Raw genomic sequence first — 26390 nt, forward strand, 5'->3', positions numbered from 1 at the left:
TGCAAGGATGAACTGTAAGGCAGTAGAGAAGTTTTCGAGAGGAGGCAAAGACAATGAAAACACATCAGTTTTTCATCCTGTTTTTTTCCTTTTTGCTGCGGATATCTCTTTGTCGAGGCGACTTTACGGATTTTGTCTGGAGCCGTACAGGGGATAACGGGAACTGGGGGGCTTCGGCGAACTGGAGCGGTCCGACGGGACGGTATCCCGACGACCCGGACGAAAGAGCTATTTTTAACAATCCGGCCGGAATGGGGATGCCGATTCAAAATGCCACGATGTCCAACGGCCTGGGGCAGCTGGTCTTCAACTACACGGGCTGGACGGTTTATACGGATAACAAACCGCTTCGTCTGGACCCGTATTCGGTGGAGGGTTCCTATAATGCAATTTTCAGTTATGCGCAGGGCGGAGCGGGCGTCAATCTGATTTATCCGGAGATTGAACTGCTGCGGTCGGGGCTGAATATTTATACCGCCAGCGGCAGCACGCTGGCAATCGGCTGGACCTACGGCGGCGGCTTTATCGGCTCGTATGCACCGGTTATCAGCTCCGTCAATCCGACGGAACTGGACACAGGCGCTGTGCGTCTGGACAGCCCGAGCAGTGTGTCCAGCCCGTTCTATCTGCGGCAGGGGACGCTGCTTGTACGTTATGCGGGGACAAGCGGCGACGCACTCGGAACCAGCACGGGCACGCTGAATATCGGCGGCGACCAATGGGTGACGGACGGGGCGTGGGCCCGGCTTTTGACGGATGCCTCTGGGGCGTCTGTTACGAAAAACCTGCGGGTACGCAGCTATCCCGGTGCGAATGTCAATGCGGTGTTAGGCAGCAATCATACGAGCGGCTCTTCGACCTTTTCCGGCACCATTCAGCTGGATTTGAATGCGACGCTCACCGCAGCCGGCTCGAGCACTGTTTCGTTTACGAATACCATCAGCGGGACCGGCGGGATTACCAAAACCGGTTCCGGAACCGTGCGATTGTCCGGGAGCAATACCTATCAGGGGTCCACGGCTATCAGCAGCGGCACGCTTCAGCTGGGCGGAAACAACCGACTGCCGACGACTACAACGGTGAATTTGTCTTCTACCCCCGGCGCTACGCTGGATTTGGCTGGGTATAACCAGACGATTGCCGCCCTGAACGGCGGCGGAGCAAGCGGCGGAACAGTCGCTTTGGGCGGCGGGCAACTGACGGTCGGTGAAGGGTATTTTGCAGGGGTGATTTCCGGGGCCGGCTCGCTGGTCAAAAGCGGAACGGGGACCCTCGTTCTGTCCGGGGCTAATACGTACAATGGGCCGACCGTAATCAGCGGAGGCACGGTTGTCCTGAGCGGGGGACACAACCGTCTGCCGGTTTCAACAGATGTGACGATGGCATCCGGAACGTGTCTGGATTTGGGGGTGAACAACCAGACATTATCCTTGCTGAATGGGGGCGGAATGGTCTTGTCCGGCGGCGGCCGATTGACGCTCGGCAGCGGTTCGTTTGAAGGGGTCATCATGGGCAGCGGTTCGCTGGAAAAAGTCGGCTCCGGTACGCTGGTTCTGTCCGGTGCCAATACATATGCCGGCTCCACTACAATCAGCGGAGGCACCCTGCGTATCGGAAGAAACAACGCTCTGCCGGTGGGAACGACGGTTTCTTTGGCGAATGCAGCGGGAACTGTGCTGGATTTGGCCGGATATAATCAGACGGCTGCTGTTTTAAACGGCGGCGGTTCAGCCGGCGGGACGATTGCTTTGGGCGGCGGGACCCTGACGGTCAGCAGCAGCGGGTTGTTTGCCGGCACAATTACCGGCAGCGGGGGCCTGGTCAAGAGCGGCGGCGGAACTTTGACTCTGTCGGGACAGAACGACTACACGGGACCGACGTCGGTGACGGGCGGGAAACTTTTGGTGAATGGTCAGCATCTGAACGGCGGAGATTATACAGTGGCAACGGGCGCACTGCTGGGAGGCGTCGGACGCATTGAGGCGGAGGTGTTTGTGGAGCCGGGCGGAATCCTGGCGCCGGGAGTGATGATGGGCAGTTTGTCTGTCGGCGGAAATGTTGTTCTGGACGGGCTGCTGCAGATTCAGCTGGAGGGCGGAATTATGCCCGGCGACTGCACGCGGCTGATTGCGGAGGGCGTTCTGTCGATTTCCAATGCGACGCTGGATTTGCACTGGGCGGGCATGCTGCATGAGCCGGCGTATGTCTTTGCCCAGTACGGGCAGCTGGACGGCAGCGAGTTCGGCCAGATTATTAAACTGCCGGCCGGCTACCGGATTGATTACAATTATCAGGGCGATAACCAGATTGCGCTGGTTTTGATACCGGAGCCCGCCTCGATGATGCTGCTGGGGCTGGGCGGTTTGCTGCTGCGGGGCATCTCGAAAAAACAAATGATTAAATAAATGCGGCCTCTGAGGGAGGGTGGTGAAGCCGCAAAACCCGCTTTTTCAGCCAAAGGAAAAGCGGGTTTCTTTTTGACTTTTTGGGATTAGCGGGTAAACTGGATACACTTTCGGGCGGTTAGCTCAGTTGGCGAGAGCGCCTGCCTTACAAGCAGGAGGCCACAGGTTCAAGTCCTGTACCGCCCAGTTTTTACAGGAGGAATTCTGCGTCGCCCTGCTTTGAGTCTTTTAATTTTTTTACTTTTCATTTGACACTTCTGCTTCCCCCCTATATATGGAGAATTGCTGTTGGTACACCCCGTTCTATAGGGGTGTGGCAAGAGGGAATCCGGTGAAAGTCCGGAACTGCCCCGCAGCGGTAATCAGGAACGAAAGCCGAACAAAGCACTGTCTGTTTTTCGGATGGGAAGCTTGGCGAGTAGGTTTTCAGAAGGTGCCTGAAAGTCCGAAGACCTGCCGACAGCCCGCTTGTGCGGAAGACAACTTGCTTTCGCGGGAAAGGCAAAGTGATGAACGAGCAGACGAATTTCTTGGAACTGTCTGAAGTCTGCGCGGCTTTTCGCTCTCATCTTTTGTCTCCCGACGGATTGTCTGACAGGCGGAAGGAAACAAAACGGACAATTTTTATTTGAAAAATGGGAGACCATCATGAAGACCGCATCGGAACAGACCATTCAGTCCCAGACTCTTTCCTCGATTTCGGTTGGAACATCTTTTGCCCAGGTTCGCAAGCGGGACGGCCGTTTGGTGCCGTTTGACTGCTCCAAGATTGAAGGAGCGATTCTGAAAGCCGGTCGGGCAACCGGTGAATTTGACCAGCCGACGGCGGCTCATTTGGCTCAGCGGGTTTTGGCGCTGATGCAGATGACGCTGAAGGCCTCGGTGCCGGAAGTCGAACAGATTCAGGATATTGTGGAGGAGGTCCTGCTGACCAGTCCGTTCAAGAAGACGGCGAAGGCCTATATTCTGTATCGCGACCAGCATGCCCGAATCCGGGAGTTTGTCCAGAAAGCCGAGGTGGATTTGATTGACCAGTATCTGGAGCGACTGGACTGGAAGGTTCAGGAAAACAGCAACATGTCTTACTCACTTCAGGGACTGAACAATTATGTGTCCAGTGAAATCAGTCAGGCGTACTGGCTGAACAAGATTTATACGGCGGAGATTCGCCGGGCTCATCAGGAAGGGGATTTTCATATTCATGATTTGGGGCTGCTGAGTGCATATTGTGTGGGATGGGATTTGCGGGATTTGCTCTGCAGCGGTTTTAAGGGGGTCTGCGGAAAGACGGAGAGCCGTCCGGCCCGTCATTTCCGGACGGCACTGGGACAGATTGTGAATTTCTTTTATACCCTTCAGGGAGAAGCGGCTGGAGCGCAGGCCTTTTCGAATGTGGATACCCTTTTGGCGCCGTTTATTCGGCATGACCGGCTGACCTATTCGGAGGTCAAGCAGGCCCTGCAGGAGTTTGTGTTCAATATCAATGTCCCGACGCGGGTTGGGTTTCAGACTCCGTTTACAAATATTACGCTGGATTTGCAGCCGCCGTCCGCACTGGCGCAGCAGCCCGTGGTGATTGGGGGGGAGCTTCAGCAGAGTGTGTACGGCGACTATCAGGAGGAAATGGATATTTTTAATCGGGCGTTTCTGGAGGTGATGGAGGAAGGGGACGCCCGCGGACGCGTGTTTACGTTTCCCATTCCGACCTACAACATTACAAAAGATTTCCGCTGGGACTCTCCGACGCTCGAAAAACTGTGGGCGGTGACGGCCAAGTACGGGATTCCGTATTTTGCGAATTTTGTCAATTCGGAGTTGTCGCCGGAGGATGCCCGGTCAATGTGCTGCCGGCTTCGTCTGGATGTGCGGCATCTGGAAAAGCGGGGCGGCGGGCTGTTTGGGGCTAATCCGCTGACCGGTTCAATCGGTGTGGTGACACTGAATCTGCCGCGACTGGGATATTTGGCCAAGGATGAAACGGATTTTCTGAATCGGCTGGATGCGCTGCTGAAAAAGGCCTATGAAAGTCTGGAGACCAAGCGTCATCTGCTGGAGGAGTTTACGGAGAAAAATCTGTATCCGTATACTCGGTATTATCTGCGGCATGTCAAGGCTCGCAGCAGCCGGTATTGGGATAATCATTTTTCCACGATTGGTCTGGTGGGAATGAATGAGGCCTGTCTGAATCTGTTCGGCAGGGACATCGGGACTCCCGAGGGGCAGACGTTTGCCCGGATGGTGCTGGAGCGGATTCGTGAGCGTCTGCTGGTTTTTCAGGAGGAAAGCGGACATCTGTACAATCTGGAGGCAACGCCGGCGGAGGGAACGTCCTATCGTCTGGCCCGTCTGGACAAACAGCGGTATCCGGATATTCGGACGGCGCAGCCGGACCCGGAGAAAAAGCCGTTTTACACCAATTCGACGCAGCTGCCGGTCTATTATACGCAGGACCTTTTCCAGACGCTCGAACTCCAGGATGAGCTGCAGTCGAAGTACACCGGCGGGACAGTCCTGCATATTTATTTGGGAGAGGCGGCGGCTGACCCGCAGGCGGTCAAATCGTTTGTCCGCAAAATCTGCCGGAATTACCGCCTGCCGTATTTTACGATTTCGCCGACCTTCAGTATCTGTCCGGAACACGGCTATTTAAAGGGCTGCCGCCGGCAGTGTCCCCAGTGCGGTCAAAAGACGGAGGTCTATGCCCGGGTGGTCGGCTATCTGCGTCCGGTGGACCAGTGGAATGAAGGCAAACAGGCGGAGTTTGAACTTCGCCGGTCGTATCAGATAGAGGGATTCTGATGAAATTCGGCGGTTTTCAGCCGTTGACGCTCAGTGATTTTCCGGGAAGGACGGCGGCGGTTCTGTTTGTACAGGGATGCAATTTTCGCTGTCCGTTCTGCCATAACGGACGTTTGCTGGAGAGGGATGCCGAGGATGTGTTTGACGAACAGACGGCTGTAGCCCTTTTGGCGGAGCGTCGGAAGATTCTGGACGGCATAGTGCTCAGCGGCGGTGAACCGACCCTGCAGGCGGATTTGCCGGATTTTATCCGAGAGCTTCGGCGGATGGGATTTCAGGTCAAACTGGATACAAACGGCAGTCAATCAAGGATGCTCGAATCTGTGCTGGAAGAGGGGCTGCTGGATTATGCGGCGATGGATATCAAAGCCCCGCCGTGCAAATATCCGCTGCTGACCGGCGGGGTGTATCCCCGGGAGGAAATCGAACGCAGCATCGAGCTGATTGTGCACAGCGGAATTGCGGCGGAGTTTCGCACAACCTTTGTGCCCGGACTGCTGACGTCGGAAGATTTGGAGCAGATTCGTCGGAGTCTGCCGGCTGGTGCTGTTTACAAAATCCAAAAGTTTGCGGCGGAATCGGCGCTGGAGGCATCACTGCGAAAACCATCGGAACTTATCGAGGAGACGTTATGAGCATTTGTCCGGATTCGTGGATTCGAAAAAAGGCCGTCGAATACGGGATGATAGAGCCGTTTGTGGATCGGCAGATTCGCACGGCGGAAGGACGGAGCGTCATTTCCTACGGTCTGTCCTCGTTCGGCTATGATATTCGTGTTTCCCGTCATTTTCGGGTGTTTACCAACGTGTACGGCACGGTGATTGACCCCAAAAATTTTGACCCGCGGGGTCTGGTGGAGGTGGAAACGGATGTCTGTCTGATTCCGCCGAACAGTTTTGTGCTGGCTTTGAGTGTGGAAAAGTTCCGAATTCCCCGGAATGTGATGACGATTTGCGTCGGAAAATCCACGTATGCCCGATGCGGTATTATTGTGAACGTAACGCCGTTTGAACCGGGCTGGGAAGGCCATGCGGTGCTGGAGATTTCCAACACAACCCCGCTGCCGGCCAAGGTCTATGCCGGGGAAGGACTGGCACAGGTGCTTTTTTTTGAATCCGACAGTCCCTGTGAGGTTTCCTATGCGGATCGAAACGGCAAGTATCAGAATCAGACGGGCATTCGTCTGCCCTGTGTATAACTATTTTTGTGGAAGAAGGATTTTCTTATGATGATGACGGCCAATCTGGGTTTTCCCCGGATGGGGATTGAACGGGAGTTGAAAAAGGCGCTGGAAGCCTATTGGAAAGGAGAGATTTCGCAGGAGAATCTGCTGGAAACGGGGCGCATGCTGCGGATAAGGCACTGGCAGCTGCAGAAGACGCTCGGAATTGAGCAGATCCCCAGTAATGATTTTTCCTTTTATGACCATGTTCTGGATACGTTGCTGATGACGGGAGCGGTGCCGTCTCGGTTTCTCCGGTCCGGCGAACAGCTCGGTCTGGATACCTATTTTCGGATGGCCCGGGGTGATGCCGAAGCGGCGGCGATGGAAATGACCAAGTGGTTTGACACCAATTATCACTACATAGTCCCGGAATTTGAAGAGGGGCAGACTTTCCGGCTGCGGTCGGAAAAAGTGCTGCGGGAGTTCGAGGAAGCCAAAGAATTGGGAATTCTCACGCGTCCTGTTTTGCTGGGCCCGCTGACGTTTCTGCGGCTGGGCAAAAGCAAAGGTTCTTTGAAGAAAGGGGTTTTGCTGGAGAACCTGCTGCCTGTCTATGAAGAGGTTTTGGGCCGACTCAGAGAAGCGGGGGCCGACTGGGTTCAGATGGACGAACCGATTTTGGTTCTGGATATGAGCGCCGAAGAAGAGCGTCTTTTTCAAAGGGGATACAGTCGGCTGCTGTCGTCACCGCATCCGAAGATTTGTCTGACAGCGTACTTTGGGACTATTTCGGATAAACTGCCGTGGCTGACAAAACTGCCTGTTGATGCTGTTCATCTGGATTTGGTACGGGCGCCGGAGCAGCTGGAGGCGGCGATGGAGATGATTCCAGAGCCGATGATGCTGTCGATGGGGATTGTGAATGGTCGAAACATCTGGAAAGCGAACCTGACGGAATGTCTGGAAAAATTATACCGTGCGGCTGAGCGGCTCGGAACGGAACGTCTGATGGTTGCATCTTCCTGCTCGCTTCTGCATTGTCCGCTTGATTTGGCTCAGGAAACGGCCCTGCCTGCCGAGATTCGCCAGCGGATGGCCTTTGCAGTGCAGAAACTGCAGGAAATTCATATCTTGACGCGGGCTGTCCGCGAGGGACGGCAGGCCGTAGAGCCGATTCTGGAGGAGAACCAGCGTCTTTTTTCGCCGGGGAAGACCTCGCGGCTGTTCTATAATCCTGAGGTTCGGAACCGGATGAATCGGCTGACGGATTCGATGTTCTCCCGGCAGTCTGGTTTTGAACAGCGACGAAGGAAGCAGCGTCAGCGGCTGCGCCTGCCGCTGTTTCCGACCACGACTATCGGCTCGTTTCCGCAGACGCCGGAAATCCGCAAAGCCCGGGCGGATTTCAAAAAGGGAATTCTGTCTGAAACGGAATACCGGTCTGTGATGAAACACGAGATAGAAAAGGTCATTCGTTTTCAGGAATCGGTCTGGCTGGATGTGCTGGTGCATGGTGAGCCGGAACGCAATGACATGGTGGAGTATTTTGGGGAGATGCTGGATGGCTTTGCATTTACCCAGAACGGATGGGTGCAGAGTTACGGCTCCCGCTGTGTCAAGCCGCCTGTTATTTACGGGGATGTCCGGCGGCGGGCCCCAATGACGGTGTATTGGATTCAATATGCTCAATCCCTGACCGACAAACCGGTCAAGGGGATGCTGACCGGTCCGATGACGCTTCTGCAATGGTCGTTTGTCCGGGAGGACCAGCCGCGTCGGGATACGGCTTTTCAGCTGGCACTGGCCGTTCGGGATGAAGCAGCGGATTTGGAGGCGGCCGGCATCCGCATCATTCAGATTGATGAACCGGGTCTGTGCGAGGGGGTTCCTCTGCGGCAGTCGGAACGGACGGAATATTTTGACTGGGCCGTGAAGGCGTTTCGCCTGGCTTCCTGCGGGGTCAAAGACGAAACGCAGATTCATACCCATATGTGTTATGCGGATTTCAATGACCGGATGGATGCCATTATTGCAATGGATGCGGATGTGCTGTCAATTGAGGCCTCCCGCTCGGGTGCGGTGCTGCTTGAGGTGTTTGAACGATACCGCTATCCGAACGAAATCGGCCCGGGAGTGTATGATATTCACAGTCCGCGGGTACCCTCCGTCGAAGAGATGGTGATGCTGCTGAACGAAATGCTTCGGCATCTTCGAGCTGAGCAGATATGGGTCAATCCGGACTGTGGTTTAAAAACCCGCGGCTGGCCGGAGACGGAGGCATCTTTGAAAAATATGGTGCAGGCCGCCGTTCGTCTGCGTCAAAGTCTGGGCGGCTGATTGGCCCGGAATAAAACAGCGTTTTTTGAACTATAAATGGCGTTGAACCCCTTAAAGTCATCCGAAGAAACAGCCGATATTCGGAATAGGTCTTCTCTGCAGGGCGATAAATCTAAGGACCCGGTTTATGGCGGAATGCCAATTTCTGGCAAAATGTCCGTTTTTTAATGCGGAAGAAGTGGTTCAGCGGCGACATCTGACGGCTTACCTCAAAGAGACCTACTGTCGGGGGGATTTTACCCGCTGCTGCCGTTATCGGATTGCCACAACGATTGGACGCGAGCATGTTCCGACCCTGATGATGCCGGACCAGACGCGATGGGCGGAAGAGATTCTGAAAAGCCATTCGGCTCCGTCCGGTTCAAACTATTCCGCACAATCTCACCAGAATATCTGACAATGTATGCCCCAAGCGGCTGGATTCGGGACATTCTTGCCTTTTTGACTCGTTTGCGGTATGGTAGAGATGCTCCGTTTGCCGCTTTTGCTTTTTGGTACTTTGAGCGGATTGCGGAGAAAAAGGAGATATAGTGTTATGTTCCGGATGGGTTGGAATGGGAGTTTGTCTGTTTGTCTTTTGACGGGGATTCTGATGACGTCGGGATGTGCACGGCAGGCGGAGGTTATTGCCCATCGGGGGGCTTCGTATGATGCGCCGGAAAACACGCTGTCGGCGGTTCGGCTGGCCTGGGAACAGGGAGCGGATGCCGTGGAGGTAGATGTGCATCTGACGGCGGACCATCAGCTGGCGGTGATTCACGATGCGGATACCAAACGGACGGCCGGTACGGACTGGCGGGTGAGCGAAAAGACGATGGCACAGCTGCGGACGCTGGATGTCGGGCGATGGAAAGCAGAACAATTCGCCGGTCAAACGATTCCGACGCTGGAGGAGGTGCTGGAGCTGCTGCCGAAGGGAAAAAGGCTGTTTGTGGAAATCAAGTGCAAAGGGGAAATCCTGCCATATCTGCAAAAGGCCGTCGAGACAAGCGGCAAGCGCCGGCAGATTGTCATCATTTGTTTTGACCCGGATGTACTGGTTCAGAGCAAACAGCGGATGCCGGATATTCCGGTTTATTGGCTGGTGGGGACGGAAAAAGACAAAGAGACCGGAAAGCCCATCCCGCATTCTCCGGAGCTGATCACGTTTATCCGGGAAAAAGGCATTAACGGGCTGGATGTGAATTATGAAGGGGTGGATGAAGTCTTTGCCCGGGCGGTTCGGCAGGCCGGATATGACTGGTATGTCTGGACGGTGGATGACTGCCGGACGGCGGAACGGATGATTCGGCTGGGGGCGAGGGGAATCACAACCAACCGTCCCGGCCGGCTGAAAAACGACTGTTCAAAGGAACGTTAAACGGCTTTTACGGAATCAATTGGTTGACTTTCTGGACGGCCCGATAGTGGCTGATGCGGGTGAGATTCCGCAGGATATAGCGGATGACATCCGCGCGGCTGACCAGGCCGACCAGCACACCGTCTTTGACGATCGGCACACGCCGGAAATTGTTGTGGATGAGGCATTCGGTAATTTCAAAGACGCTGGATTCCGGAGAGAAAACAGTCACGTCTGTTGTCATAATTTTTCCGACCTGTGCCGGAGGAATCGTCTGGCTGTAGAAATAGGGCATCAGGTCTTTTTCCGTGATGATTCCGACCAGATACATCCCTTCTTCGACGACCGGCAGACCGCTGATGGAGTAATCCGCCATCAAAGAAAGGGCTTCTCCGAGGGTGCTTTCAGGACGGACTGTAATGAGGCCCTTGGTCATCAGCTGCCGGGCGGAAAAAGGCTTTTTTGGGGCAGGTTCCTGTTCCGGAAGGAACTTGTGAACATTGACACGGACCAGGTCGGTTCGGCTGATAACGCTGACAACTTTTCCGCGGTGCGTAATCGGCACGCGTCGGAAGGGGTTTTGAATCAGACAATTGCAGATTTCTTCCAGGAGCGTCTCGGCCGGAAAAGAGACAACCTCTCTGTGCATGTAGCTTTCAACCAGACCGCTGGTGGTTTGTTTTTCATAAAGCATGGCCAGAAGGTCTTTTTCCGTGATGATGCCCTGCAGAAGCAGGTGGTTGTCCACGACGGGAAGGCCGCTGATATTCAAATCGACGATGCAGGCCAGGGCCTGATAGAGACGGGTTTGCGGAGTAACGGTAATCACCCCGTACTTGATTACGTCGATTGCCCGTTTGGCATCCGGCTGCATAAAGCAGGGACTGATTTGGGTTGACAGACCTTTCGGCATACACGAAGCTCCCTTCTGAAAGAAAGAACATCTGCCAGTCTTATCGACTTAATTAATCTGTCTGATAAATTAGAACTTCTGCAATTATTTGCCGAATTGCGAAAAAAGATTTCAAAGATTTCTTTGCTTTTTTTCATCCGGCTTTTTGTTATATTATCAGACGCGGAAAAGGTAAGGAGCTGAACCAATGTCGCAGGCGTCTGATAATTCAAACCGACCCTCGAAGGCCCCGGCGGACAGCCGGGTTCAGACCCGGTTTCTGCTGATGCCCAACCAGGCCAATCCGTTTGGTACGGCTTTCGGCGGGGCGATAGCGGCCGAGATTGATATGGCGGCCTCGATGGCGGCCCAGCGGCATGCAGATGGGCCGGTCGTGACGGCAGCAATGGACACGCTGCAGTTTGAGCAGCCCATTCACATCGGGGACCAGGTGGTGCTGGATGCGGTGGTCAGTTATGCCGGCCGGACTTCGATGGAAGTAGCGGTGGAGGTACATTGTGAAAATCCGCAGCAGGGCCGGCGGGTCCTGGCAACCACGGCCTATCTGACCTTTGTGGCGGTGGACCCGCAGACCGGAAGACCCCGTCCGGTTCCGGCCCTTGTTCCGCAAACACCGCAGGAGCACAAGCGGTATGAAGAGGCCTTTGTCCGGGTGCAGACCCGTCAGCATCTCCGCCGCAAAGTTCCGGGCGAATCCCGGCCTGCGGACGACCGGTCGGCAGGGGCGGAAATGGAGGTGCTGCGGCCTCTGCTGCGGCGGGAGGATGTGGCCTTTCGCGGGGAAGAGCTTAGCCCGGAGGGGCGAAAGAAGCTTGCCCGGGCCCTGCGGACGCTGCATTCACTGGAGTTGATGGCGACAACGATTTATCGGCTTCAAATCGGGCCGGAGCGGACAGAGCTCAATCGGGAACTGATTGCGGCGATGTGCAATGAACTGACGCACTGGCAGGATTTTCAGACGCAGCTGTATGAGTACGGGTTTCGTCCGAGTCCTTTGCGGCTGTTCTGGCAGGCTGTTGGAGTTGTATTCGGGCTCGGCTCTCGGCTGGCGGGGGCGAAGTGGATTTTGAAGACAGGCATTTGGGTCGAATCCAAAGCAGTCGAGCATTACAGCCGGCTGCTTGAGGCGGCGCCCTGGGAGGATGCCTCCCGGCGGATGCTGTTGAAGAATCAGGAAGATGAGCAGGGGCATATCCAAACTTGGCGGCGGCTGCTGAAGGAGATGGAGGCGCAGAAAAAAAGCCGCCGGAAAGAGGATTCCGGCGGCTTGGAATGATTTCGGAAAACCGCTGCCTTAGGATTTCGAACAAAACCGTGTCAAAGAGCCTGGATTCCCGCCTTCCTTCTTTGCTGAAGCTTCGAAGGACAGGTCGCGGGAATGACGACAGGTTTTGCCGGATGCGTTCAATTCGTCGGGTCTTTGATGCGCGGCTGAGGGGCCAGCGGAGGCGTAAAGACCGTATTGGCCAGATGCCGCTGTTCTTCGTCGCTGAGGGTCGGATGTCTGACAATCGTGGGGGTGATGAAAATCACCAGTTCACTGTTGAGTGTGCTTTCGCCCTCAGAACGGAAAAGGAAGCCCACCAGAGGCAGATTGCCCAGGATGGGGATTTTGTTGATTTGCTGAGAGACATCCTGTTTTTTCAGTCCGCCGATGACGACGGTCTGTCCGTCCCGAATCAGGGCGGTGGTCATCGTTTCGCGGCTGGCGATGATGGGCTGCGGAATCGGGTTGCTGATGCCGGTGATGACCACCTCGCCCGTGCGGACGCTGAATTTGGGATTCAGCAGCAGCCGGATGAGCCCGTCGCGTGTCAGATGAGGCACGACGCGCAGTTCAATGCCGACTTCCCGGAAGGCCGTAGTGCCGATGCTGCCGCCGCCGCTGCTTTCCGTCAGCTCCTGATAGGGAAACTCTTCCACAATTTTGATTTCGGCCTGCACATTGTCCAGCACGAGGATGCGCGGGTTGGCCAGCAGTTTGGCGCGAATGTCTTCCTGTTTGGCTTTCAGGGCGGCGTCGAGCCGGACATGGTCATTGAGGATGCCGAAGCGGAAGATGCCGTCGGTGCTGGAGGTTTTGCCGACATCGCCGGAGAAAACGCTGGTGATGGCCGGATTGGTTACAGTGCCCTGAACAGCGTTGCCGATGGTGCTGGTGACGGCCGTCCCGTTGGAATAGGAGCTTCCCTGCAGGTCATAGAGGGTGTTGGTTCCCATCTGCCATTCGACGCCCAGATCCAGATTGGCCCGGGAGGAGATGTCATAGATTTTGGCCTCGACGAGGATTTGCGGCGTGATGCGGTCGATTTCTTCGATGAAGGCATCGATGGCCTTGATTTTGCTTTCGACATCCGTCACGATGATGTTGCTGGTGCCGGGATTGGCGGAAATCGAGCCCCGTTCCGTGATGAATTTGCGGAGAGCCGTCTCCACGTCTTTGACGTCGGCGTAGGTAATCCGATAGATTCGGCTGATGATTTTCTCCCGCGCATCAATGATATCGCCGGCGGGCATGACCCGAATCATATTTTCGGTGGTCACGTAGCTGTATCCGTGCGCTTCGAGAATATTAGCCAGCGCCTCGCTCAGCGGGACATCGTTCAGGGTGGCGGTCACGGTGCCTTCAACTTTGGGGCTTTTGATGATGTCCACGCCGGCCTGGCGGGCCAGGATGCGAAGCACATCGTCAATCGGCGTATTACGAAAATCCACACTGACGGTCTGCTGCATGCGCTGCTGGACGGGGCTGAGCCGTTCGGCCCGCATCGCGAGGGGCTCTTCTGTTGTGGGGCCTCCGTTCTGGGCGGATGCCGTCGCCGCCGGCCAAAGCAGAAAGACCGCCGGCCATAAAAACGTCCAAAGGATTTTGCTGCCTGTCTTTTCCATCCTGTTATCCTTTCGAAAGATACAATCCGTTTTACGGCTGAACCGTCTGGGTCCAGCGTTTGCCGTCTTTTTCAAATTCGACGGTGTCCCTGGTAATATTGACGACTCGGATTCCGTTGAGGGTATCCCCGATAAAAACAATCTGGTTTCCGATGATGGCGGACGGATTGGTTTGGCTGAAGACGATGCCGCGAACCAAAAGGGCATCTGAACCGGTGTCGGGGGTTTGTCCCGCTGTGTCCGGGGCCATCGGGTCGCGCATCCGTTCGGGCCAGGGTTCGGGACGCACCCATTTGGCGGGTTCGGAAGCCGCCGGTTCCGCAGCGGGGCTCGAGACGGAGGCCGCGGCCTTTTTCGGAGGCGCCGCCGGTGTACGCATCACAAAGAAGAGAGTCGCTATCAGAACCAGCGAAAGAACGCCGACGAGAATCTGCATCTGGGTCTGCCGGGCGTCTTTTTTGCTTTTTTTGCGGTTTTTGGCGGCAGAGGTCCGCGTATCTTTCGGCCCTGCAGGGCGAGCAGCCGGAGCGGATGCCGGAAGGGGCTGGGGGGTATAAGTATTCGAGCCGGCGGTGCCGACGGACGGTGTCGGTCCGGCCGAGGCGGCCGGAGCTGCCGGCGGAGTGGGAACCCCGTCAAATATAAAGGACACTTTCTTGTGCAGTCCGGTTCTGGGTTTCATAGAGCAGCTCATCCGTAAGGGATTGATATTCCGCGGCGCCGATACTCTGCGGGGCGTATGTGATTACGGACTGGCCGGCGCTGGGGGCCTCGGCCAGACGGACGCTGCGGTGAATGACCGTTTGAAAAATCAGCGAACCGAAATACTCCCGCATCTGCTCTTCAACCTGTCGGCTCAGGAGCGTCCGGCGCTCCACGAGCGTCAGCAGAATCCCGCGGATGCGGAGATTCGGGGCAAAGCGCTCCCGGACAACGTCCACCGTTTCCATCACCTGCCGCAGTCCTTCGAGGGCGTAATACTGCGTCTGAACGGGAACAATCAGTTCGTCGGAGGCCGCCATCGCGTTCAGCGTCAGGAGATTCAGCGACGGCGAGCAGTCAATCAGGCAGTAGTCAAACGAGCCGGCCAGCTCCTCCAGAAGCCGGCGGAGCACAAACTCCCGGTCCATCATTCGAAGCAGCTGCGACTCGGCTCCGGACAGCAGCACATTGCTGGGGGCCAGCTGAAGCGTCGGCAGGCAGGTCGGCTGCAAGATTCGCCCGAGAAGGACCTGAGGATTGACCAGGGCTTCGTAAATGGTCTGTTCGAGGGTGTCGGGTTGAAGGCCGAAGGCCAGCGTGGCGTGTCCCTGCGGGTCGAGGTCCACCAGGAGTGTTCGGTATCCGCGGGAGGCCAGCGCCGCCGCCACATTGACGGCCGTGGTGGTTTTCCCGCATCCTCCTTTCTGATTGGTTACGGCAAAGGTTTTCATAGAGACGCATCCTCCCTGGATACCCAGGATACGGCACCGGAGGTCGGTGCATCCGGCTGAATCAAAAACGACACCAGAAGTCTGGCGGAATGCAGCTTGGACTCCTGGCGGCTTCGTTCGATGGAGGCACTTTCCACGAAAACGGCCGGCCGACTTCTTTCGAGGGCGTTGACGAACGAAGCAAACTGCTGGAAGGTTCCGCGGAAGCTGATAGTCTGCCACATTCGTTTGAGTTTGGCGCGTCCGGCTTCTTCCGCGGACCAGACGTCTTCGCGGGTCTTGCCGGCATATTCGCTCAGGCCGTATTTGCTGGCCAGTCGGCTGATTTCAAAGAGGATTTTGTCCTGCTGTCCCGTGGGGACAAGGAATTCGTCAATACGCTGCTGAAGTTCGCCAAGCAGCTCCCGCTGCCGCTGCTGCGTATCGGGCTGCGAGGCCAGGCGGGCGACGCTCACCCGGTCGCTGCTGACAAGCAGGTCCTGATGGACCTTTCGGAGCCGTTCGGCCTGCGGCGTGAGTACCAAGGTGTAAAAAGCCAGCGTGAGCAGGAGCCAGGGACCCCAGACACAGGCCACGCAAATCCAGTATTTTCGGCTTTTGAAAATCATAGGTTCTTTCGTTTATTTTTGTTCGATTAACGGACAGCGAATTTCGTACAGAATCAGATTTTGTGAATCGGACGCTTCCTGCCGCGAGTAAATCTGAATTTCCTGCGCCAGCGAAGACAGCAAAGGCGCGGAGCGCAGTTTCTGGATATAGTCGTTGACGGACGCATCGCTTTCGGGACGGTTCGGAGCCGCCAGCAGCAGCCGCAGCGTTCGCTGAATCACCTGAATGTAGGAGACCTGATTGGTTTTGGGGTCCGCCACTTTCCGGCGAACGGGCTGATAGGCGAAGTCCAATTCGGTAAAGAACGCCTCCGGCGGCAGGGCCTGAACCAGTTCGGCCATCAGGGGCGACAGCGGCATTTCCAGCCGCAGGGCGTCCTGGATGGTTTTGATGCGATGCCGGGCGGTCAGAATATCCTGCTGGGTGTTTTCATACCGCTGGAGGTCTTTGGAGTGCTCCGTGATTTGCTGGAGATTCTGCTGATGGATGGTCAGTTTGGTTTGGATCAGGGCTTTCTGACTGAACCACTGTCCGGCCAGAAGACCTGTGGCCAGCAGCGGAATCAGAAACGGTACAGCCGCCAGGGCCATCGTGCCCGGCCGGCTTCGCTTCGGCAATCCCTGTCCTCGCAATAAATCAATCCGAAACTGCATCAGAAAGTCCTCATAGCCAGACCGGCGGCGACGGCAAAGACCGGTCCGTCCTGTTTGAGCATCAATTCCTGCTCCGGTGCTGCCTGAACGTTCAGATAGCGGAACGGATTGAAGACCTCCGTTTCCAGCGCCAGCGTCTCTGTCAGGAGAGCCGCAAACGGCCGACTCGTCGCCCATCCGCCCGACAAATACAGTTTTTTCACCTGGCAGTCCGGGTTTTGTGTCAGATAATAGCGAAGGGTATCGCTGATGTCGTTGAGGCATCGGGCAGCCGCCTGTTTGAGTGCGGCGGCAATCGTCGGCGGCAGCGGGTCCGTCTGAACGAACAGGATTTGTCGAATCGCCTCTTCGTCCAGACCGGTCTGCTGCCGAATGGACGCCGTGACAGCGGAGCCCGCATAGGTCAGGTCGCGAATGAATGGAATACCGTTTTCTCCGAGAATGGTGACGGTGATGAACCGATGGCCCAGATGAATAAGGGTCCGGCAGCTGTTCGGCTCCGGAGGGATGCAGTGGCACAGGCCGTTCATCGCAGCCAGCCCATCGACATCCATCAGCATCACTTTTCCGCCGGCATTGTGCACCTGCCGAACGGTTCGCTCAATTGCCTCCCGCAGGGCTACGACCAGAAACCCCTGATGTCCGTCCGCGGAGGAACGGATATTCTGGAAGGCCACGATGCTCTGGTCAGCGTCGAAGGGGCTCATCTGCAGGGCCTCCAGTTCCACGGCTTTGCCGAGGGCTTCAGCGGGGATGAGCGGAAAGCGGTAGGGACGGGTGACCACTTCCGGTCCGCTTTGCGCACAGACCACATAAGGGGTCTTTAAATCCGCGCTGTTGAGGCACTCACGCACAGCGCGGCTGACGGCGGCTTCCTGCGGTCCCTGTCCGTCCGGAGAGGGCGGCAGTTCCACCCGGCAGGCGCTGACAGCCGTGAACTTTCGGCTTCGCCAGCTTCCCTTGACCAGTTTGACCGAAGAAGAGCCGATGTCCAGTCCGGCCCATTCGACGGCGTTCATTTCCAGCCGCTCCAGCAAAGAACGATATTTTTGTTTTACAGATGCCAGCATAGGTTTTCCTGTTTTATTGAGCCAGGACGGTTTGCGTTTCCGTCCAGGCGCCCGGCACCGGTACATACTTGCCTTTGAGCCAGATATTGCCGGGCAGGATGCCTGTCAGCAGACGCTCATCCCAAAAATACGATTTCAAATAGCCGTCCTGTCCGACCACACCCACGACGCCTCGCACGGCTTCGGTAATGCTGCCTCGCAAAATCAGCTGGTCATTGCTGGCCGAAACCGTTTTTCTTCCGCCGTAGTTGTTTCGTTTTACGTTTTCGGCTCCCCAGCCTCCGCCGCCGATGGTTAAAGCCGCCTCCACAATCGTCGGATTCGGCAGGAGCCGCATATAAGCCGGTTTGGCGGCGCTTTCCCGATTTCCAATCGGCACATAGGTGAATCCTGCCGGTTCTTTCGGCGTAGTATCGACATAACTGTATTCGGTCATTCCGGGATCGACGATTTTGATGACGCCTTTGGCAATCAGTCCGAGAATATTGGGGTTTTCAGGATGCGGCAGGCCGTTGGCTTGCCGGGGATAGGTTCGGCCGGAATTGTCCCGGTCCGATATTGTCAGCGAGTGGGCTATCCAGATGTTCCCGGTGGCTACGACGCTCATCTGGCCCTGCACGACGTTGGTTTGCTGTCCGAGGGTCCGTCCGCTGCCGATAATCACATTTCCGTTGACAAAAATCTGTCCGGCGGGTGCAGAGGAAACCCCGCCGAATTCCTGAGACACATAAGTTTGCGTCAGGTCCACCGTAAAGCGGTCGCCGTTGGTGTCGGCATTCGTGCGTCGAACGTGATAGGCATAAATCGGATAGCGTTCGAACCGTTCTCCGCTGCTGCCGGGAACAACGCGGAAGTCATACGTCCGGCTGTCCTGCGTCTGCATAAAGCCGCGGACGGTGCAGTTGTTTGTAATGCAGACCTTGCCGATGCCGTTTTCCACAAAAAACTCCAGATGCACCGCCGGCTGCGGCAGGGTCAGCGTTGAGGCAAAGGCCGTGGGTGTAAAGCGGAACTGAGGGGCGGTGCTGTCGCGAAACCGCTGAATTTTGCTTTCCAGACCGGTATCATCGGAAATCCGGAGCATGGGCTGGTCAAAGTAAATCCCGCCGCGAAAGCAGTTCATGACAGAGCTGTATTTGTCGGTTCCGCCGACTGTGTATCGGGATTCACCCATATAAACCGGACGGAGAAAGACGGGATTCCCTTGGATTTTGATGTCGCGGACATCCGGGCTGTCGTTTTCCTTATTGATTTCAATCGGCAAATCGACGACTTCGCCGGTGGCAAAGACCACATCGATAAACGAAGACCCGCCGACCGGGGCCTTGCATTTGCCCATGGCCCAGCCGTTGATGGCCTGGACTGCGTAGGTATGAATGGTCTTTTCGTACATGCCGGAGCGTCCGATTGCTGTGATTTCAAAGATGGGTTTGGCCTGCAGAAACGTGGCCAGAGAAACGGAATAAGAGCCTTGGCTGTCCGGAAAGGAAAGGGTTTCTTCAAAGGTGCCGGCGGCCAGGGCGGACAGCAGGTCGGACTGCTGACTCATGGCAAACATGGCTCGTTCGTAAGCTGCTTCGGCGGCAGCCAGAGCGGCGGACTGCCGTTTCTGCCGGACCGCCTGCATATGGGCCCCTTCGGCACTTTTGAGAACCCCGACGGAAAGGATCGACAAAACCAGCAGCAGCACCACGGCGACAATCAGTGCCGACCCGGACTGCTGACGAGTCTGTTTTGTTTTCCGTTTATTCATAGTCTTTTTTCTCCGCAAGGAGTTCCGCAATCTGTCAGGCGGTTTGCACCCTACCGAGGCCAGTTCATCCGCAGCAGGACGGAGGTTTTCACTTCTTCGGAATCGCCGTCGTTGTCCGTCAGGGTCAGATTCATCCGGACGGAACCCATTCCAACGCCGCCGACGACATTGTGGCTGAATATCTCCGTTCCCCGGGAGATATTCACAAACTCCGTCAGAGTGACGGTCCGCAGGAGGGAACCGGTGCGGCGAAGACCGCCGGAAATTCCGCCGACGCCGTTGACGACCCGGCCGTAATCCACCTTCAGCCGGCGTCCTTCCAGATAAAAGAGAGCATAGTGGGTTCCGGTGTTGGTGACTTCCAGCACATCCGAACCGGCGTTTGCCGGATTGAACGGTTCCTGCCAGTATCGGAATTCCACAGCGGACCCGGACGCCAGTTCCTGACCGGTCAGGGGCTGGGCGACGGTATAGGTGCCGTTGACGATTTTATAAACGGTATAATTGCTTCGATTGGATTTTCGTCCGACGGTGCTGAAGGCGGTTACAATGGCCAGGGCGTCCTGCCGAATCGGTTTATGAATGCTGTTGTAGGTCTGGCGAACGCTTCGGGAGCCGCCCGCCGCCAAAATGGTGACAGCCAGAATCGGAATCACCAGAATCGCCAGGGTTACGATGACTTCCAGCAGGGTGAAGCCCCGAGTCCAAAAAGAATAGGCGCGACGATGGTTCATTCTTCCGTCTCCTTATCCGCCTGCCTGGTCTCGCCGAACAAACGTGGCGGAGGTAAACACCGGGTCATTGACGGTTGGTTCCAGATTTTTGGAATCCCGGCGCCATCGAATGGTCACGCGAATGTCCCGCAGTGTCACGCCGGCGGTATCATCGGTGCGGATGTCCGAATACCAAAGCTGGGCCCGCATAGGGAAACCGTTCAGGGTGATGCGGTAAATCGGGTCCGTGCCGATTTGTTCAAATCCGAGATTCAGCGACACCGGATTGTAGCGTTCATCGCCGCCGGTGCTCTTCCAGTCGTCCAGCAGCAGCTGGGCCAGCTGGGCGGCGACAAGTTCGGCGCGGGCGCTGCGGGCCCGCTTGACGGCGTGATACTGATACGTGAGGGCTCCGAGGGAAGCGACAGCCAGAATCAGTGTGGCGATAATCAGTTCCAGCAGGGTAACCCCGGCGGGCATTTGAGTCCGCCGGCGAATGCTGGATCGGTCCGGAGCATTCAGGGCAGTCACGAGAGGCCTCCTTGTGTTTTTCGGCATCTCAAAGAAAGAAGGAACGGAGAAAGATGCGCACCTCCTCCGTTCCTGTGATTTGACCGTTCGGCTGATTTATTCCCATCGTCCGTCCACGTAGAGGGTCTTGGACCCGCTGGGGGCGTTGGGCTGGCTGCCGGTGACCGTAATCTGGGCGTTGCCGTTGGCATCGACGCTGTCGATGTTGTAGTCGCCCGGGACGAAGTAGGTTCCGGTCAGGTCTGCATCCTGAAAGCCCAGGGCCTGACGGGTGGCGGCCACGCCCAGACTGCCGGTGGGCGCTGTGCCGTGTTCCACAAAATACACCCGTACGGCGGACTTGATGGTGCCGGCGGTGGCGTTGGCTTCCGCCCACTTGGCGGATTCAATTCGGCCGCGCATCAGCGGAATCGAGGCCGCCGCCAGGATGCCGACAATCAGGATGACGACCATCAGTTCAATCAGCGTGAATCCTTTTTTTCCTGTCATTCTTGCATCTCCTAAAAAATGTACATTTTTTATTTTTTTTGTCCCGAAATCCTGTTCGAGACCCACGTTTGTTCGAACCTCAGACGGACATGGAGAAAATCGGCAGATACATTGCCAGCAAAACGGTCAGCACAATGGCTCCGACGGTGACAATCAAAATCGGTTCCAGCAGCCCGAGCATCATCGAAACAAGCTCGTCCACCTTGCGGGCATAAAAATCGCCGGTTTTTTCCAGGACAGGCACGAGGGAGCCGGACTGTTCGCCGATTTGAGCCATTTTGACGGCCACGCCGGGAAACAGACCGCAGGCCTGGAGGCTGTCGGCCATCGAAGTGCCTTCGGTCATCTTCTGACGGGCCAGCAGGACTCCGTTTCGGAGCAGCTGGTTGGGGGTCATGTCCGCCAGAATAATAAAGGCATCCAGAATCGACACGCCCGCCGCCACCAGCGAGGCCAGCGTCCGGCAGAACATACAGATAAAAGCCATCCGCTTGATTCGCCCCAGCAGCGGCAGATTCAGTTCAAGCCGATGAAGAACCGCCTGGCCGGATTTGGTTTTGGAGGCAATGACGGCACCGGCAATCAGGGCCGCCAGGGCTATCAGAATCAGCAGGATGTGATTGACAATTCCGTGATAGACGGCCATAAAGCCGCGGGTAAAGGCGGGAAGTTCGCCTTTGAAGGTCTCGAACATCACCTGAAAGCGCGGGACAATCAGCGTCATCAGTACCACGACAATCACGACAATGAAACAGACCACAAAGATTGGATAGGCCATCGCTCCGCGGACTTTTCGGACCAGTTTGTCCCGTTCCTGATAATAATCCGCCAGCCGGCGGAGTGAGTTGGACAGCGAGCCGCTGGTTTCGCCGGCCATGATGATGGAGCAGGCCAGCCGGCTGAAGACTTTCGGATGGGCCCGCACGCTGTCGGTAAAGGTTTCCCCCGTTTCCAGCCGGGCGGCGATGTCTTTCAGGACATACTCAAAATACGGGTTGGTCAGGTCCTCCGCAATCGTCTGGATGGCCGTGGTGACGGACAGCCCGCCTTCGAGCATCGTCGCCAGCTGCCAGCAGAAGGTGGCCATCTGTTCCGAGCGCACCCGACGGTACCGTGCCCCGGCTGTGTGCACGTCCTCTTTGGTTTCCGGGAGCACTTCCGCAATGGAAACCGGAGTCAGGTTTTCCTGCCGCAGCTGGGCCAGCAGGTCCTGACGGGACTGCGCCTGGCGAATTCCCTCCCGGCAGTTTCCGGCTGTATCCCACGCTACATATTCAAACGTCTGCATTGCGCACGGTCCTCTTGGAATTTGGTTTGTTGAGAGGGTCGGCATTTTGGAAGGGCCGCTTTTGTGAAAAAACGCTCCGGCGGGCTGTCCGGCCGCTCCGGAAGAATCCTGAGTCCGATAAAGAGCCGTTTTGAGAAAGCAGAAAACGGAGAAAGGAGCGGAAATGGTTCGAATCCGAAAACACAGCCGGCAGCCGTCGGAGGAAAAAGAGGGTGCAATTAATTGGAAGACGCACGACACGTCCTATAACCGTGAGAGCTTACAAGTTTTTCTTGATTGAAACGGCACAAATGGATACAATAAACGTATAGAAAGCAGCCGTAAAAAATGGGGGATGTATGAAAAGAAAAATTCGACTCACACTGGGTCATTTCAAGCCGGGTCTTTCAGACAGAGAGCCGCTGAAAGATTATTCGGTTCTGCAGAGTGTGCCTCGACGGAGTTTCTGTCCTGTTCGCACCCGCGGCGGGGTGCGGGAAGAATGGGCGGCTGTTTTCAACGGGCTGCGTGTTCCTGTCCTGCTGCTGGGCGTAGTCGGGGCGCTGGGGCTTCTGGCTCATTATCGTCCCGAATTTGTCCGGGTTGTGCCGATAATGTACTGGCCGAACTGGTGGGTCTCGGTGATTTTCCTGGCTCTGGCGGGTGTGATGACAGCTATGCTGACGGCGGACTGGATTGCCGTTCAGTTTCTCAGGCGCTTTCGAACCCGCAGAACTGAGAGCCGACGTGCGTACCTGTGGCGCAGCCGCTGAGCAAGTCCTTTATTCTTCCGCTACGGCCTCAGAGAACGTGACGCGCAGGACTTCTTCGGGCGTGGTTTTTCCTTCCAGCATCCGTTTGATGCCGCTTTCGAGCAGGTCGCCGTAGCCGCGCGAACGGGCCAGGGCGCGGATTTCCATTTCCTTTCCGCCGGCGGCAATCAATTGACGCATTTCATTGTCAATCACCAGAAATTCGAAAATCGGCAGCCGCCCCCGATAGCCGGTTCCGTTGCAGTGGCTGCATCCGATTCCCTGACGGAGGTCCGCCGCGGCCAGCTGTTCCGGCGTCAGTTTGAGCCGTCGGATTAACTCCTCGCTGAGCACGGCCGGCTGACTGCACTTGTCGCAGATTTTTCGAACCAGCCGCTGCGCCAGAATCAGGTTCAGCGACGAGGCCAGCAGATAGGGCTCCAGCCCCATATAAATCAAGCGGCTGATGGCACTGGGAGCATCGTTGGTGTGGAACGTGCTCAAAACCAGATGCCCGGTCAGCGAGGCCTTGATGGCGATTTCCATTGTTTCCTTGTCGCGGATTTCTCCGATGAGGATGATGTCCGGGTCCTGCCGCAGAATCGCCCGCAGGCAGAGCGCGAAATCCAGATTGATTTCGGGTTTGACCTGCGTCTGGTTGATGCCGGGCTGGCGGTACTCCACCGGGTCTTCAACGGTTGTGATGTTTTTCCGCGGGTCTTTCAGTGCATTCAGGGCTGAATAGAGCGTGGTGCTCTTGCCGCTTCCGGTGGGGCCTGTGACGATGATGATGCCGTGCGGCAGATTCAGAATCTGCTTGAACTGCTTGAGCAGTTTGGGTTCCAGACCGATGGTGTCGAGGTTGTGATTGACGGCGGACTTGTCGAGAATTCGCAGGACGATTTTTTCACCGTAAATGGTCGGCAGGGCGCTGACCCGCACATCGATGTCGGGCTGGCCCTTGCCGCGTTTGATTTTGAAGCGGCCGTCCTGCGGCAGCCGCCGCTCGGCGATGTCCATTTCCGCCAGGATTTTCAGGCGGGCGATTACGGCGGCCTGCATCTTCCGCGGCGGCGGAACCATTTCCGTCAAAATGCCGTCCACCCGCATCCGAATCGTCATTCCGTGCTCCTGCGGCTCTACGTGAATGTCGCTGGCGCGGCTTTTGATTGCGTGGCTGAGCATCAAATCGACAAAGCGAACGACCGGTGCCTCTTCCGCCTCCGCCTCCGAGATAATCTGGCCGGCCGTCTGAGAGCTTTCTTCCTCCTCATCCTCTGTGCTGATTTCCAGTTCCACCAGGTCGCGCATCTGCTGCTGGTCCAGGTCGCTGCCGTGGTAAATCTGGTCAATCAGATGCAGAATTTGTTTTTCCGAAGCCACCAGCGGCCTGACCGGCTTTTTCAGCTTGAACGAAACCGTATCCAGGGCAATCACATTCAGCGGGTCTGCCATCGCCAGCTCAATTCCCTGCGGGCCTTCCCGAACGGCAGCGACGCAGAAGCGCCTGGCCAGGGTCTCCGGAATGCTGCGGGCCACGTCCATCTGAACGATGGACAAATCATCCAGCAGGATGAAATCGACATTCAGGAATTTTCCGAGGGCCTGGGCGGCCTGTACATCCGTCAGAACGCCCATATCCACCAGAATCTGGCCCAGCCGCTTGTCGGCGGTTTTCTGGGACTCAAGGGCTTTTTGCAGCGTTTCTGCCGAGAGCAATCCCTGTTCAAGCAGCCATTCCCCGAATTGGCCTGTGCTCGGCTGAGGGCCTTCCAGCGACAGCGTCGAAATGTCCGGATTCTGCGGTTTCATTTTGTTTTCTGAATTTCCAGGTTCTGTACAATGGATTGTGTCTGAGATTTTTGAATCGACGGCAGCAGCGGCTGAAGCACATCCGCCAGCTGGGGGCCGTCCACCGGTTTGGCCAGAAAGGCGTCAAAAAGCTCCTCGAACAGAGCAGCTTGGCCTTCCGCAAACGTTCCGGCTGACAGAGCGATCATCGGAGTTTGAAGCCCTATCTCCCGCAGCTGTCGAGCAGCCTGCAGTCCGCTGATGTCCGGCAGCTGGATGTCCATCAGGATAACGTCGAAGTCAATTCGGCAGGCCGTCTTCACCGCCGCCTGACCGCTGCCGACGGCCGTTACGTCCAAACCGAGATTTTCGAGCATCAGGGTCAGCACCGTTCGGTTGGATTCTTCATCTTCGACCAGCAGCACCCGCCCGACGTATCGTTTGTTCTCAAAGAGATTTTCGTGCCTTTCGTTTTGTTCCGGATGAGGCGGGAAGGAAAGCATCCGGGATTTCTGAACAGCCGGTTCCGCCGAAAGCACAATCGAGAAGGTTGACCCGGCTCCCGGTCTGGATGTGATTTCGAGCTGTCCGTTCAGCAGATGCACCAGCTGGCGGGTCATCGGCAGCAGTCCGCATCCGTGTGCTCCCGGAAGAATGCCTGCGGTCAATCCCCCGGCCTGCCGAGTGGGGTCGAAGAGTTCAGACCAATGCTCTGTTGAAATTGCCAGTCCGGTATCGCTCAGGTCAAAGCGAATGACGGACTGAGAGCCGAGCGAATCCATCCTCACCCGAAGTTCGATTTGTCCCTGCTGGGTAAATTGAATGGCGTTGCCGGCCAGATTCAGCAGGCATCGCATCAGACGGGCTCGATCGGTTCGCAGGAAGGCGGGCACATTCTCTTCAACGGTGATGGAAAAAGACAACCCTTTGCTGACGGCGGCTCGGCTGAGAATGCTTTCCATTTCTTCTATCAGGTCAGCCAGGTCGCATTCTGCAAAGTTAGGCTTGAGTGTGCCTCTTTCCAGCCGTACGAAGTCCACGACATCATTGACAATGCAGGACAGCCCTTTTCCGGCTCGGTGGATTTCGGCGACATATTCCCGCTGGGTGTCGGTTAAGTCTTCAGCAGCCAATAGATTGCAAAAGCCGATAACGGCATTAGATAACGTGCGGATTTGGTAAGCCAGCTGGTCGAATAAGCCGGCGGAAAAACTCTCTCTGTCCACAGCCGTCTGGAACGAGGATTCGGCGGGCAAAGCGGATAAAACAGGATTTTTCAAGTCTTCTATGGCCATGTTTTTTAGGGTTCTGTTTATTCTCCTATTTTTCGCAGTCTTTTTCGGTGTAAGACGGCAATATCTGTTTTTTTTTCGGCGTTCTTCTCTTTGTGTTTAACGAAAAAATAATGCGGCAGAAGAAAGTTCAAATGAGCGGTCAGGATTCGCTGCAGAAGTTCTCGGCCGGCAATTTCTGGTATAGAGG

Annotated in this window: 23 protein-coding genes, 1 tRNA gene and 1 riboswitch; of the genes, 10 read left to right on the forward strand and 14 right to left on the reverse strand. The window is 56.4% G+C overall.

The annotated features are described in order from the left end of the window. Positions 1-53: 53 nt before the first annotated feature. The 8 genes from WHS88_00305 (at position 54) to WHS88_00340 (ending at position 10066) form a co-directional block, all read left to right on the forward strand. Positions 54-2405, forward strand: a complete 2352-nt coding sequence (locus tag WHS88_00305; GenBank protein MEJ5258614.1) for an autotransporter-associated beta strand repeat-containing protein — start codon at positions 54-56, stop codon at positions 2403-2405. Positions 2406-2517: 112 nt separating this feature from the next. Then, positions 2518-2591: transfer RNA gene (locus WHS88_00310), tRNA-Val, on the forward strand. Between the two features lie 86 nt (positions 2592-2677). Then, positions 2678-2881, forward strand: a riboswitch (cobalamin riboswitch). Between the two features lie 172 nt (positions 2882-3053). Next, complete coding sequence (locus tag WHS88_00315) at positions 3054-5204, forward strand: ribonucleoside triphosphate reductase (protein MEJ5258615.1); 2151 nt, start codon at positions 3054-3056, stop codon at positions 5202-5204. Further along, positions 5204-5839 (forward strand): anaerobic ribonucleoside-triphosphate reductase activating protein, encoded by a 636-nt coding sequence (locus WHS88_00320; GenBank protein ID MEJ5258616.1) that lies wholly within the window; start codon positions 5204-5206, stop codon positions 5837-5839. The genes WHS88_00315 and WHS88_00320 overlap by 1 nt, the downstream gene beginning before the upstream one ends. Further along, complete coding sequence (dcd, locus tag WHS88_00325; GenBank protein ID MEJ5258617.1) at positions 5836-6402, forward strand: dCTP deaminase; 567 nt, start codon at positions 5836-5838, stop codon at positions 6400-6402. The genes WHS88_00320 and dcd overlap by 4 nt, the downstream gene beginning before the upstream one ends. A gap of 27 nt (positions 6403-6429) precedes the next feature. Continuing rightward, on the forward strand, positions 6430-8706 hold the full coding sequence (metE, locus tag WHS88_00330) for a 5-methyltetrahydropteroyltriglutamate--homocysteine S-methyltransferase (protein ID MEJ5258618.1): 2277 nt from the start codon (positions 6430-6432) through the stop codon (positions 8704-8706). A gap of 127 nt (positions 8707-8833) precedes the next feature. Next, the gene (locus WHS88_00335; GenBank protein MEJ5258619.1) at positions 8834-9103 is read left to right on the forward strand and encodes a hypothetical protein; all 270 of its coding nucleotides are present in this window, start codon (positions 8834-8836) and stop codon (positions 9101-9103) included. 138 nt (positions 9104-9241) lie between these two features. Further along, positions 9242-10066: a glycerophosphodiester phosphodiesterase gene (locus WHS88_00340; GenBank protein ID MEJ5258620.1), complete on the forward strand. Its 825-nt coding sequence runs from the start codon at positions 9242-9244 to the stop codon at positions 10064-10066. A 7-nt stretch (positions 10067-10073) separates the two neighbouring features. On the opposite strand, the gene WHS88_00345 is transcribed toward WHS88_00340, so the two are convergent. Continuing rightward, entirely contained in the window at positions 10074-10958 is an 885-nt protein-coding gene (locus WHS88_00345; GenBank protein ID MEJ5258621.1) for a CBS domain-containing protein, read from the reverse strand. 187 nt (positions 10959-11145) lie between these two features. Between WHS88_00345 and WHS88_00350 the strand changes: the two genes are divergently transcribed. Beyond that, a complete protein-coding gene (locus WHS88_00350) occupies positions 11146-12234 on the forward strand; it encodes a demethoxyubiquinone hydroxylase family protein (protein MEJ5258622.1) in 1089 nt (362 codons plus the stop codon). Positions 12235-12362: 128 nt separating this feature from the next. Here the strand turns inward: WHS88_00350 and WHS88_00355 are convergent, their stop codons facing one another. From WHS88_00355 to WHS88_00405, 11 genes are all read right to left on the reverse strand, one after another. After that, positions 12363-13847 carry a secretin and TonB N-terminal domain-containing protein gene (locus WHS88_00355; protein ID MEJ5258623.1) on the reverse strand — a complete coding sequence of 495 codons (1485 nt, stop codon included), beginning with the start codon at positions 13845-13847 and terminating at the stop codon, positions 12363-12365. Positions 13848-13878: 31 nt separating this feature from the next. Then, positions 13879-14529, reverse strand: a complete 651-nt coding sequence (locus tag WHS88_00360; protein MEJ5258624.1) for a hypothetical protein — start codon at positions 14527-14529, stop codon at positions 13879-13881. Continuing rightward, positions 14483-15280, reverse strand: a complete 798-nt coding sequence (locus tag WHS88_00365; protein ID MEJ5258625.1) for a ParA family protein — start codon at positions 15278-15280, stop codon at positions 14483-14485. Before WHS88_00365 ends, WHS88_00360 begins: the two co-directional genes overlap by 47 nt. Further along, positions 15277-15888 (reverse strand): hypothetical protein, encoded by a 612-nt coding sequence (locus WHS88_00370; GenBank protein MEJ5258626.1) that lies wholly within the window; start codon positions 15886-15888, stop codon positions 15277-15279. Before WHS88_00370 ends, WHS88_00365 begins: the two co-directional genes overlap by 4 nt. A 12-nt stretch (positions 15889-15900) precedes the next feature. Further along, positions 15901-16542: a hypothetical protein gene (locus WHS88_00375; GenBank protein MEJ5258627.1), complete on the reverse strand. Its 642-nt coding sequence runs from the start codon at positions 16540-16542 to the stop codon at positions 15901-15903. Further along, positions 16542-17612 carry a pilus assembly protein PilM gene (pilM, locus tag WHS88_00380; protein ID MEJ5258628.1) on the reverse strand — a complete coding sequence of 357 codons (1071 nt, stop codon included), beginning with the start codon at positions 17610-17612 and terminating at the stop codon, positions 16542-16544. Before pilM ends, WHS88_00375 begins: the two co-directional genes overlap by 1 nt. Before the next feature lie 13 nt (positions 17613-17625). Further along, positions 17626-19365, reverse strand: a complete 1740-nt coding sequence (locus WHS88_00385; protein MEJ5258629.1) for a hypothetical protein — start codon at positions 19363-19365, stop codon at positions 17626-17628. 50 nt (positions 19366-19415) lie between these two features. Then, positions 19416-20099, reverse strand: a complete 684-nt coding sequence (locus WHS88_00390) for a prepilin-type N-terminal cleavage/methylation domain-containing protein (GenBank protein MEJ5258630.1) — start codon at positions 20097-20099, stop codon at positions 19416-19418. 12 nt (positions 20100-20111) lie between these two features. Continuing rightward, positions 20112-20609: a prepilin-type N-terminal cleavage/methylation domain-containing protein gene (locus WHS88_00395; protein MEJ5258631.1), complete on the reverse strand. Its 498-nt coding sequence runs from the start codon at positions 20607-20609 to the stop codon at positions 20112-20114. Positions 20610-20705: 96 nt separating this feature from the next. Beyond that, complete coding sequence (locus WHS88_00400; protein MEJ5258632.1) at positions 20706-21098, reverse strand: type II secretion system protein; 393 nt, start codon at positions 21096-21098, stop codon at positions 20706-20708. A 79-nt stretch (positions 21099-21177) separates the two neighbouring features. Next, positions 21178-22386, reverse strand: a complete 1209-nt coding sequence (locus WHS88_00405) for a type II secretion system F family protein (protein MEJ5258633.1) — start codon at positions 22384-22386, stop codon at positions 21178-21180. A gap of 338 nt (positions 22387-22724) precedes the next feature. Between WHS88_00405 and WHS88_00410 the strand changes: the two genes are divergently transcribed. Beyond that, positions 22725-23138, forward strand: coding sequence for a hypothetical protein (locus WHS88_00410; protein ID MEJ5258634.1), 414 nt, complete (start codon positions 22725-22727; stop codon positions 23136-23138). Between the two features lie 9 nt (positions 23139-23147). Here WHS88_00410 and WHS88_00415 read toward each other — a convergent pair whose 3' ends face one another. Together WHS88_00415 and WHS88_00420 are read right to left on the reverse strand one after the other, a co-directional pair. After that, the gene (locus WHS88_00415) at positions 23148-24929 is read right to left on the reverse strand and encodes an ATPase, T2SS/T4P/T4SS family (GenBank protein ID MEJ5258635.1); all 1782 of its coding nucleotides are present in this window, start codon (positions 24927-24929) and stop codon (positions 23148-23150) included. Next, positions 24926-26203 carry a response regulator gene (locus WHS88_00420; GenBank protein MEJ5258636.1) on the reverse strand — a complete coding sequence of 426 codons (1278 nt, stop codon included), beginning with the start codon at positions 26201-26203 and terminating at the stop codon, positions 24926-24928. Before WHS88_00420 ends, WHS88_00415 begins: the two co-directional genes overlap by 4 nt. Positions 26204-26390 lie beyond the last annotated feature (187 nt).

The organism is Anaerohalosphaeraceae bacterium (assembly GCA_037479115.1).
In the GTDB taxonomy this organism is placed as follows: Bacteria; Planctomycetota; Phycisphaerae; order Sedimentisphaerales; family Anaerohalosphaeraceae; genus JAHDQI01.

Excerpts from the sequence above, each read along its gene's own strand:
- WHS88_00305 (MEJ5258614.1), top strand. The coding sequence starts at position 54 with ATGAAAACACATCAGTTTTTCATCCTGTTTTTTTCCTTTTTGCTGCGG.
- WHS88_00315 (MEJ5258615.1), top strand. The coding sequence starts at position 3,054 with ATGAAGACCGCATCGGAACAGACCATTCAGTCCCAGACTCTTTCCTCG.
- WHS88_00320 (MEJ5258616.1), top strand. The coding sequence starts at position 5,204 with ATGAAATTCGGCGGTTTTCAGCCGTTGACGCTCAGTGATTTTCCGGGA.
- dcd (MEJ5258617.1), top strand. The coding sequence starts at position 5,836 with ATGAGCATTTGTCCGGATTCGTGGATTCGAAAAAAGGCCGTCGAATAC.
- metE (MEJ5258618.1), top strand. The coding sequence starts at position 6,430 with ATGATGATGACGGCCAATCTGGGTTTTCCCCGGATGGGGATTGAACGG.
- WHS88_00335 (MEJ5258619.1), top strand. The coding sequence starts at position 8,834 with ATGGCGGAATGCCAATTTCTGGCAAAATGTCCGTTTTTTAATGCGGAA.
- WHS88_00340 (MEJ5258620.1), top strand. The coding sequence starts at position 9,242 with ATGTTCCGGATGGGTTGGAATGGGAGTTTGTCTGTTTGTCTTTTGACG.
- WHS88_00345 (MEJ5258621.1), bottom strand. The coding sequence starts at position 10,958 with ATGCCGAAAGGTCTGTCAACCCAAATCAGTCCCTGCTTTATGCAGCCG.
- WHS88_00350 (MEJ5258622.1), top strand. The coding sequence starts at position 11,146 with ATGTCGCAGGCGTCTGATAATTCAAACCGACCCTCGAAGGCCCCGGCG.
- WHS88_00355 (MEJ5258623.1), bottom strand. The coding sequence starts at position 13,847 with ATGGAAAAGACAGGCAGCAAAATCCTTTGGACGTTTTTATGGCCGGCG.
- WHS88_00360 (MEJ5258624.1), bottom strand. The coding sequence starts at position 14,529 with ATGAAACCCAGAACCGGACTGCACAAGAAAGTGTCCTTTATATTTGAC.
- WHS88_00365 (MEJ5258625.1), bottom strand. The coding sequence starts at position 15,280 with ATGAAAACCTTTGCCGTAACCAATCAGAAAGGAGGATGCGGGAAAACC.
- WHS88_00370 (MEJ5258626.1), bottom strand. The coding sequence starts at position 15,888 with ATGATTTTCAAAAGCCGAAAATACTGGATTTGCGTGGCCTGTGTCTGG.
- WHS88_00375 (MEJ5258627.1), bottom strand. The coding sequence starts at position 16,542 with ATGCAGTTTCGGATTGATTTATTGCGAGGACAGGGATTGCCGAAGCGA.
- pilM (MEJ5258628.1), bottom strand. The coding sequence starts at position 17,612 with ATGCTGGCATCTGTAAAACAAAAATATCGTTCTTTGCTGGAGCGGCTG.
- WHS88_00385 (MEJ5258629.1), bottom strand. The coding sequence starts at position 19,365 with ATGAATAAACGGAAAACAAAACAGACTCGTCAGCAGTCCGGGTCGGCA.
- WHS88_00390 (MEJ5258630.1), bottom strand. The coding sequence starts at position 20,099 with ATGAACCATCGTCGCGCCTATTCTTTTTGGACTCGGGGCTTCACCCTG.
- WHS88_00400 (MEJ5258632.1), bottom strand. The coding sequence starts at position 21,098 with ATGACAGGAAAAAAAGGATTCACGCTGATTGAACTGATGGTCGTCATC.
- WHS88_00405 (MEJ5258633.1), bottom strand. The coding sequence starts at position 22,386 with ATGCAGACGTTTGAATATGTAGCGTGGGATACAGCCGGAAACTGCCGG.
- WHS88_00410 (MEJ5258634.1), top strand. The coding sequence starts at position 22,725 with ATGAAAAGAAAAATTCGACTCACACTGGGTCATTTCAAGCCGGGTCTT.
- WHS88_00415 (MEJ5258635.1), bottom strand. The coding sequence starts at position 24,929 with ATGAAACCGCAGAATCCGGACATTTCGACGCTGTCGCTGGAAGGCCCT.
- WHS88_00420 (MEJ5258636.1), bottom strand. The coding sequence starts at position 26,203 with ATGGCCATAGAAGACTTGAAAAATCCTGTTTTATCCGCTTTGCCCGCC.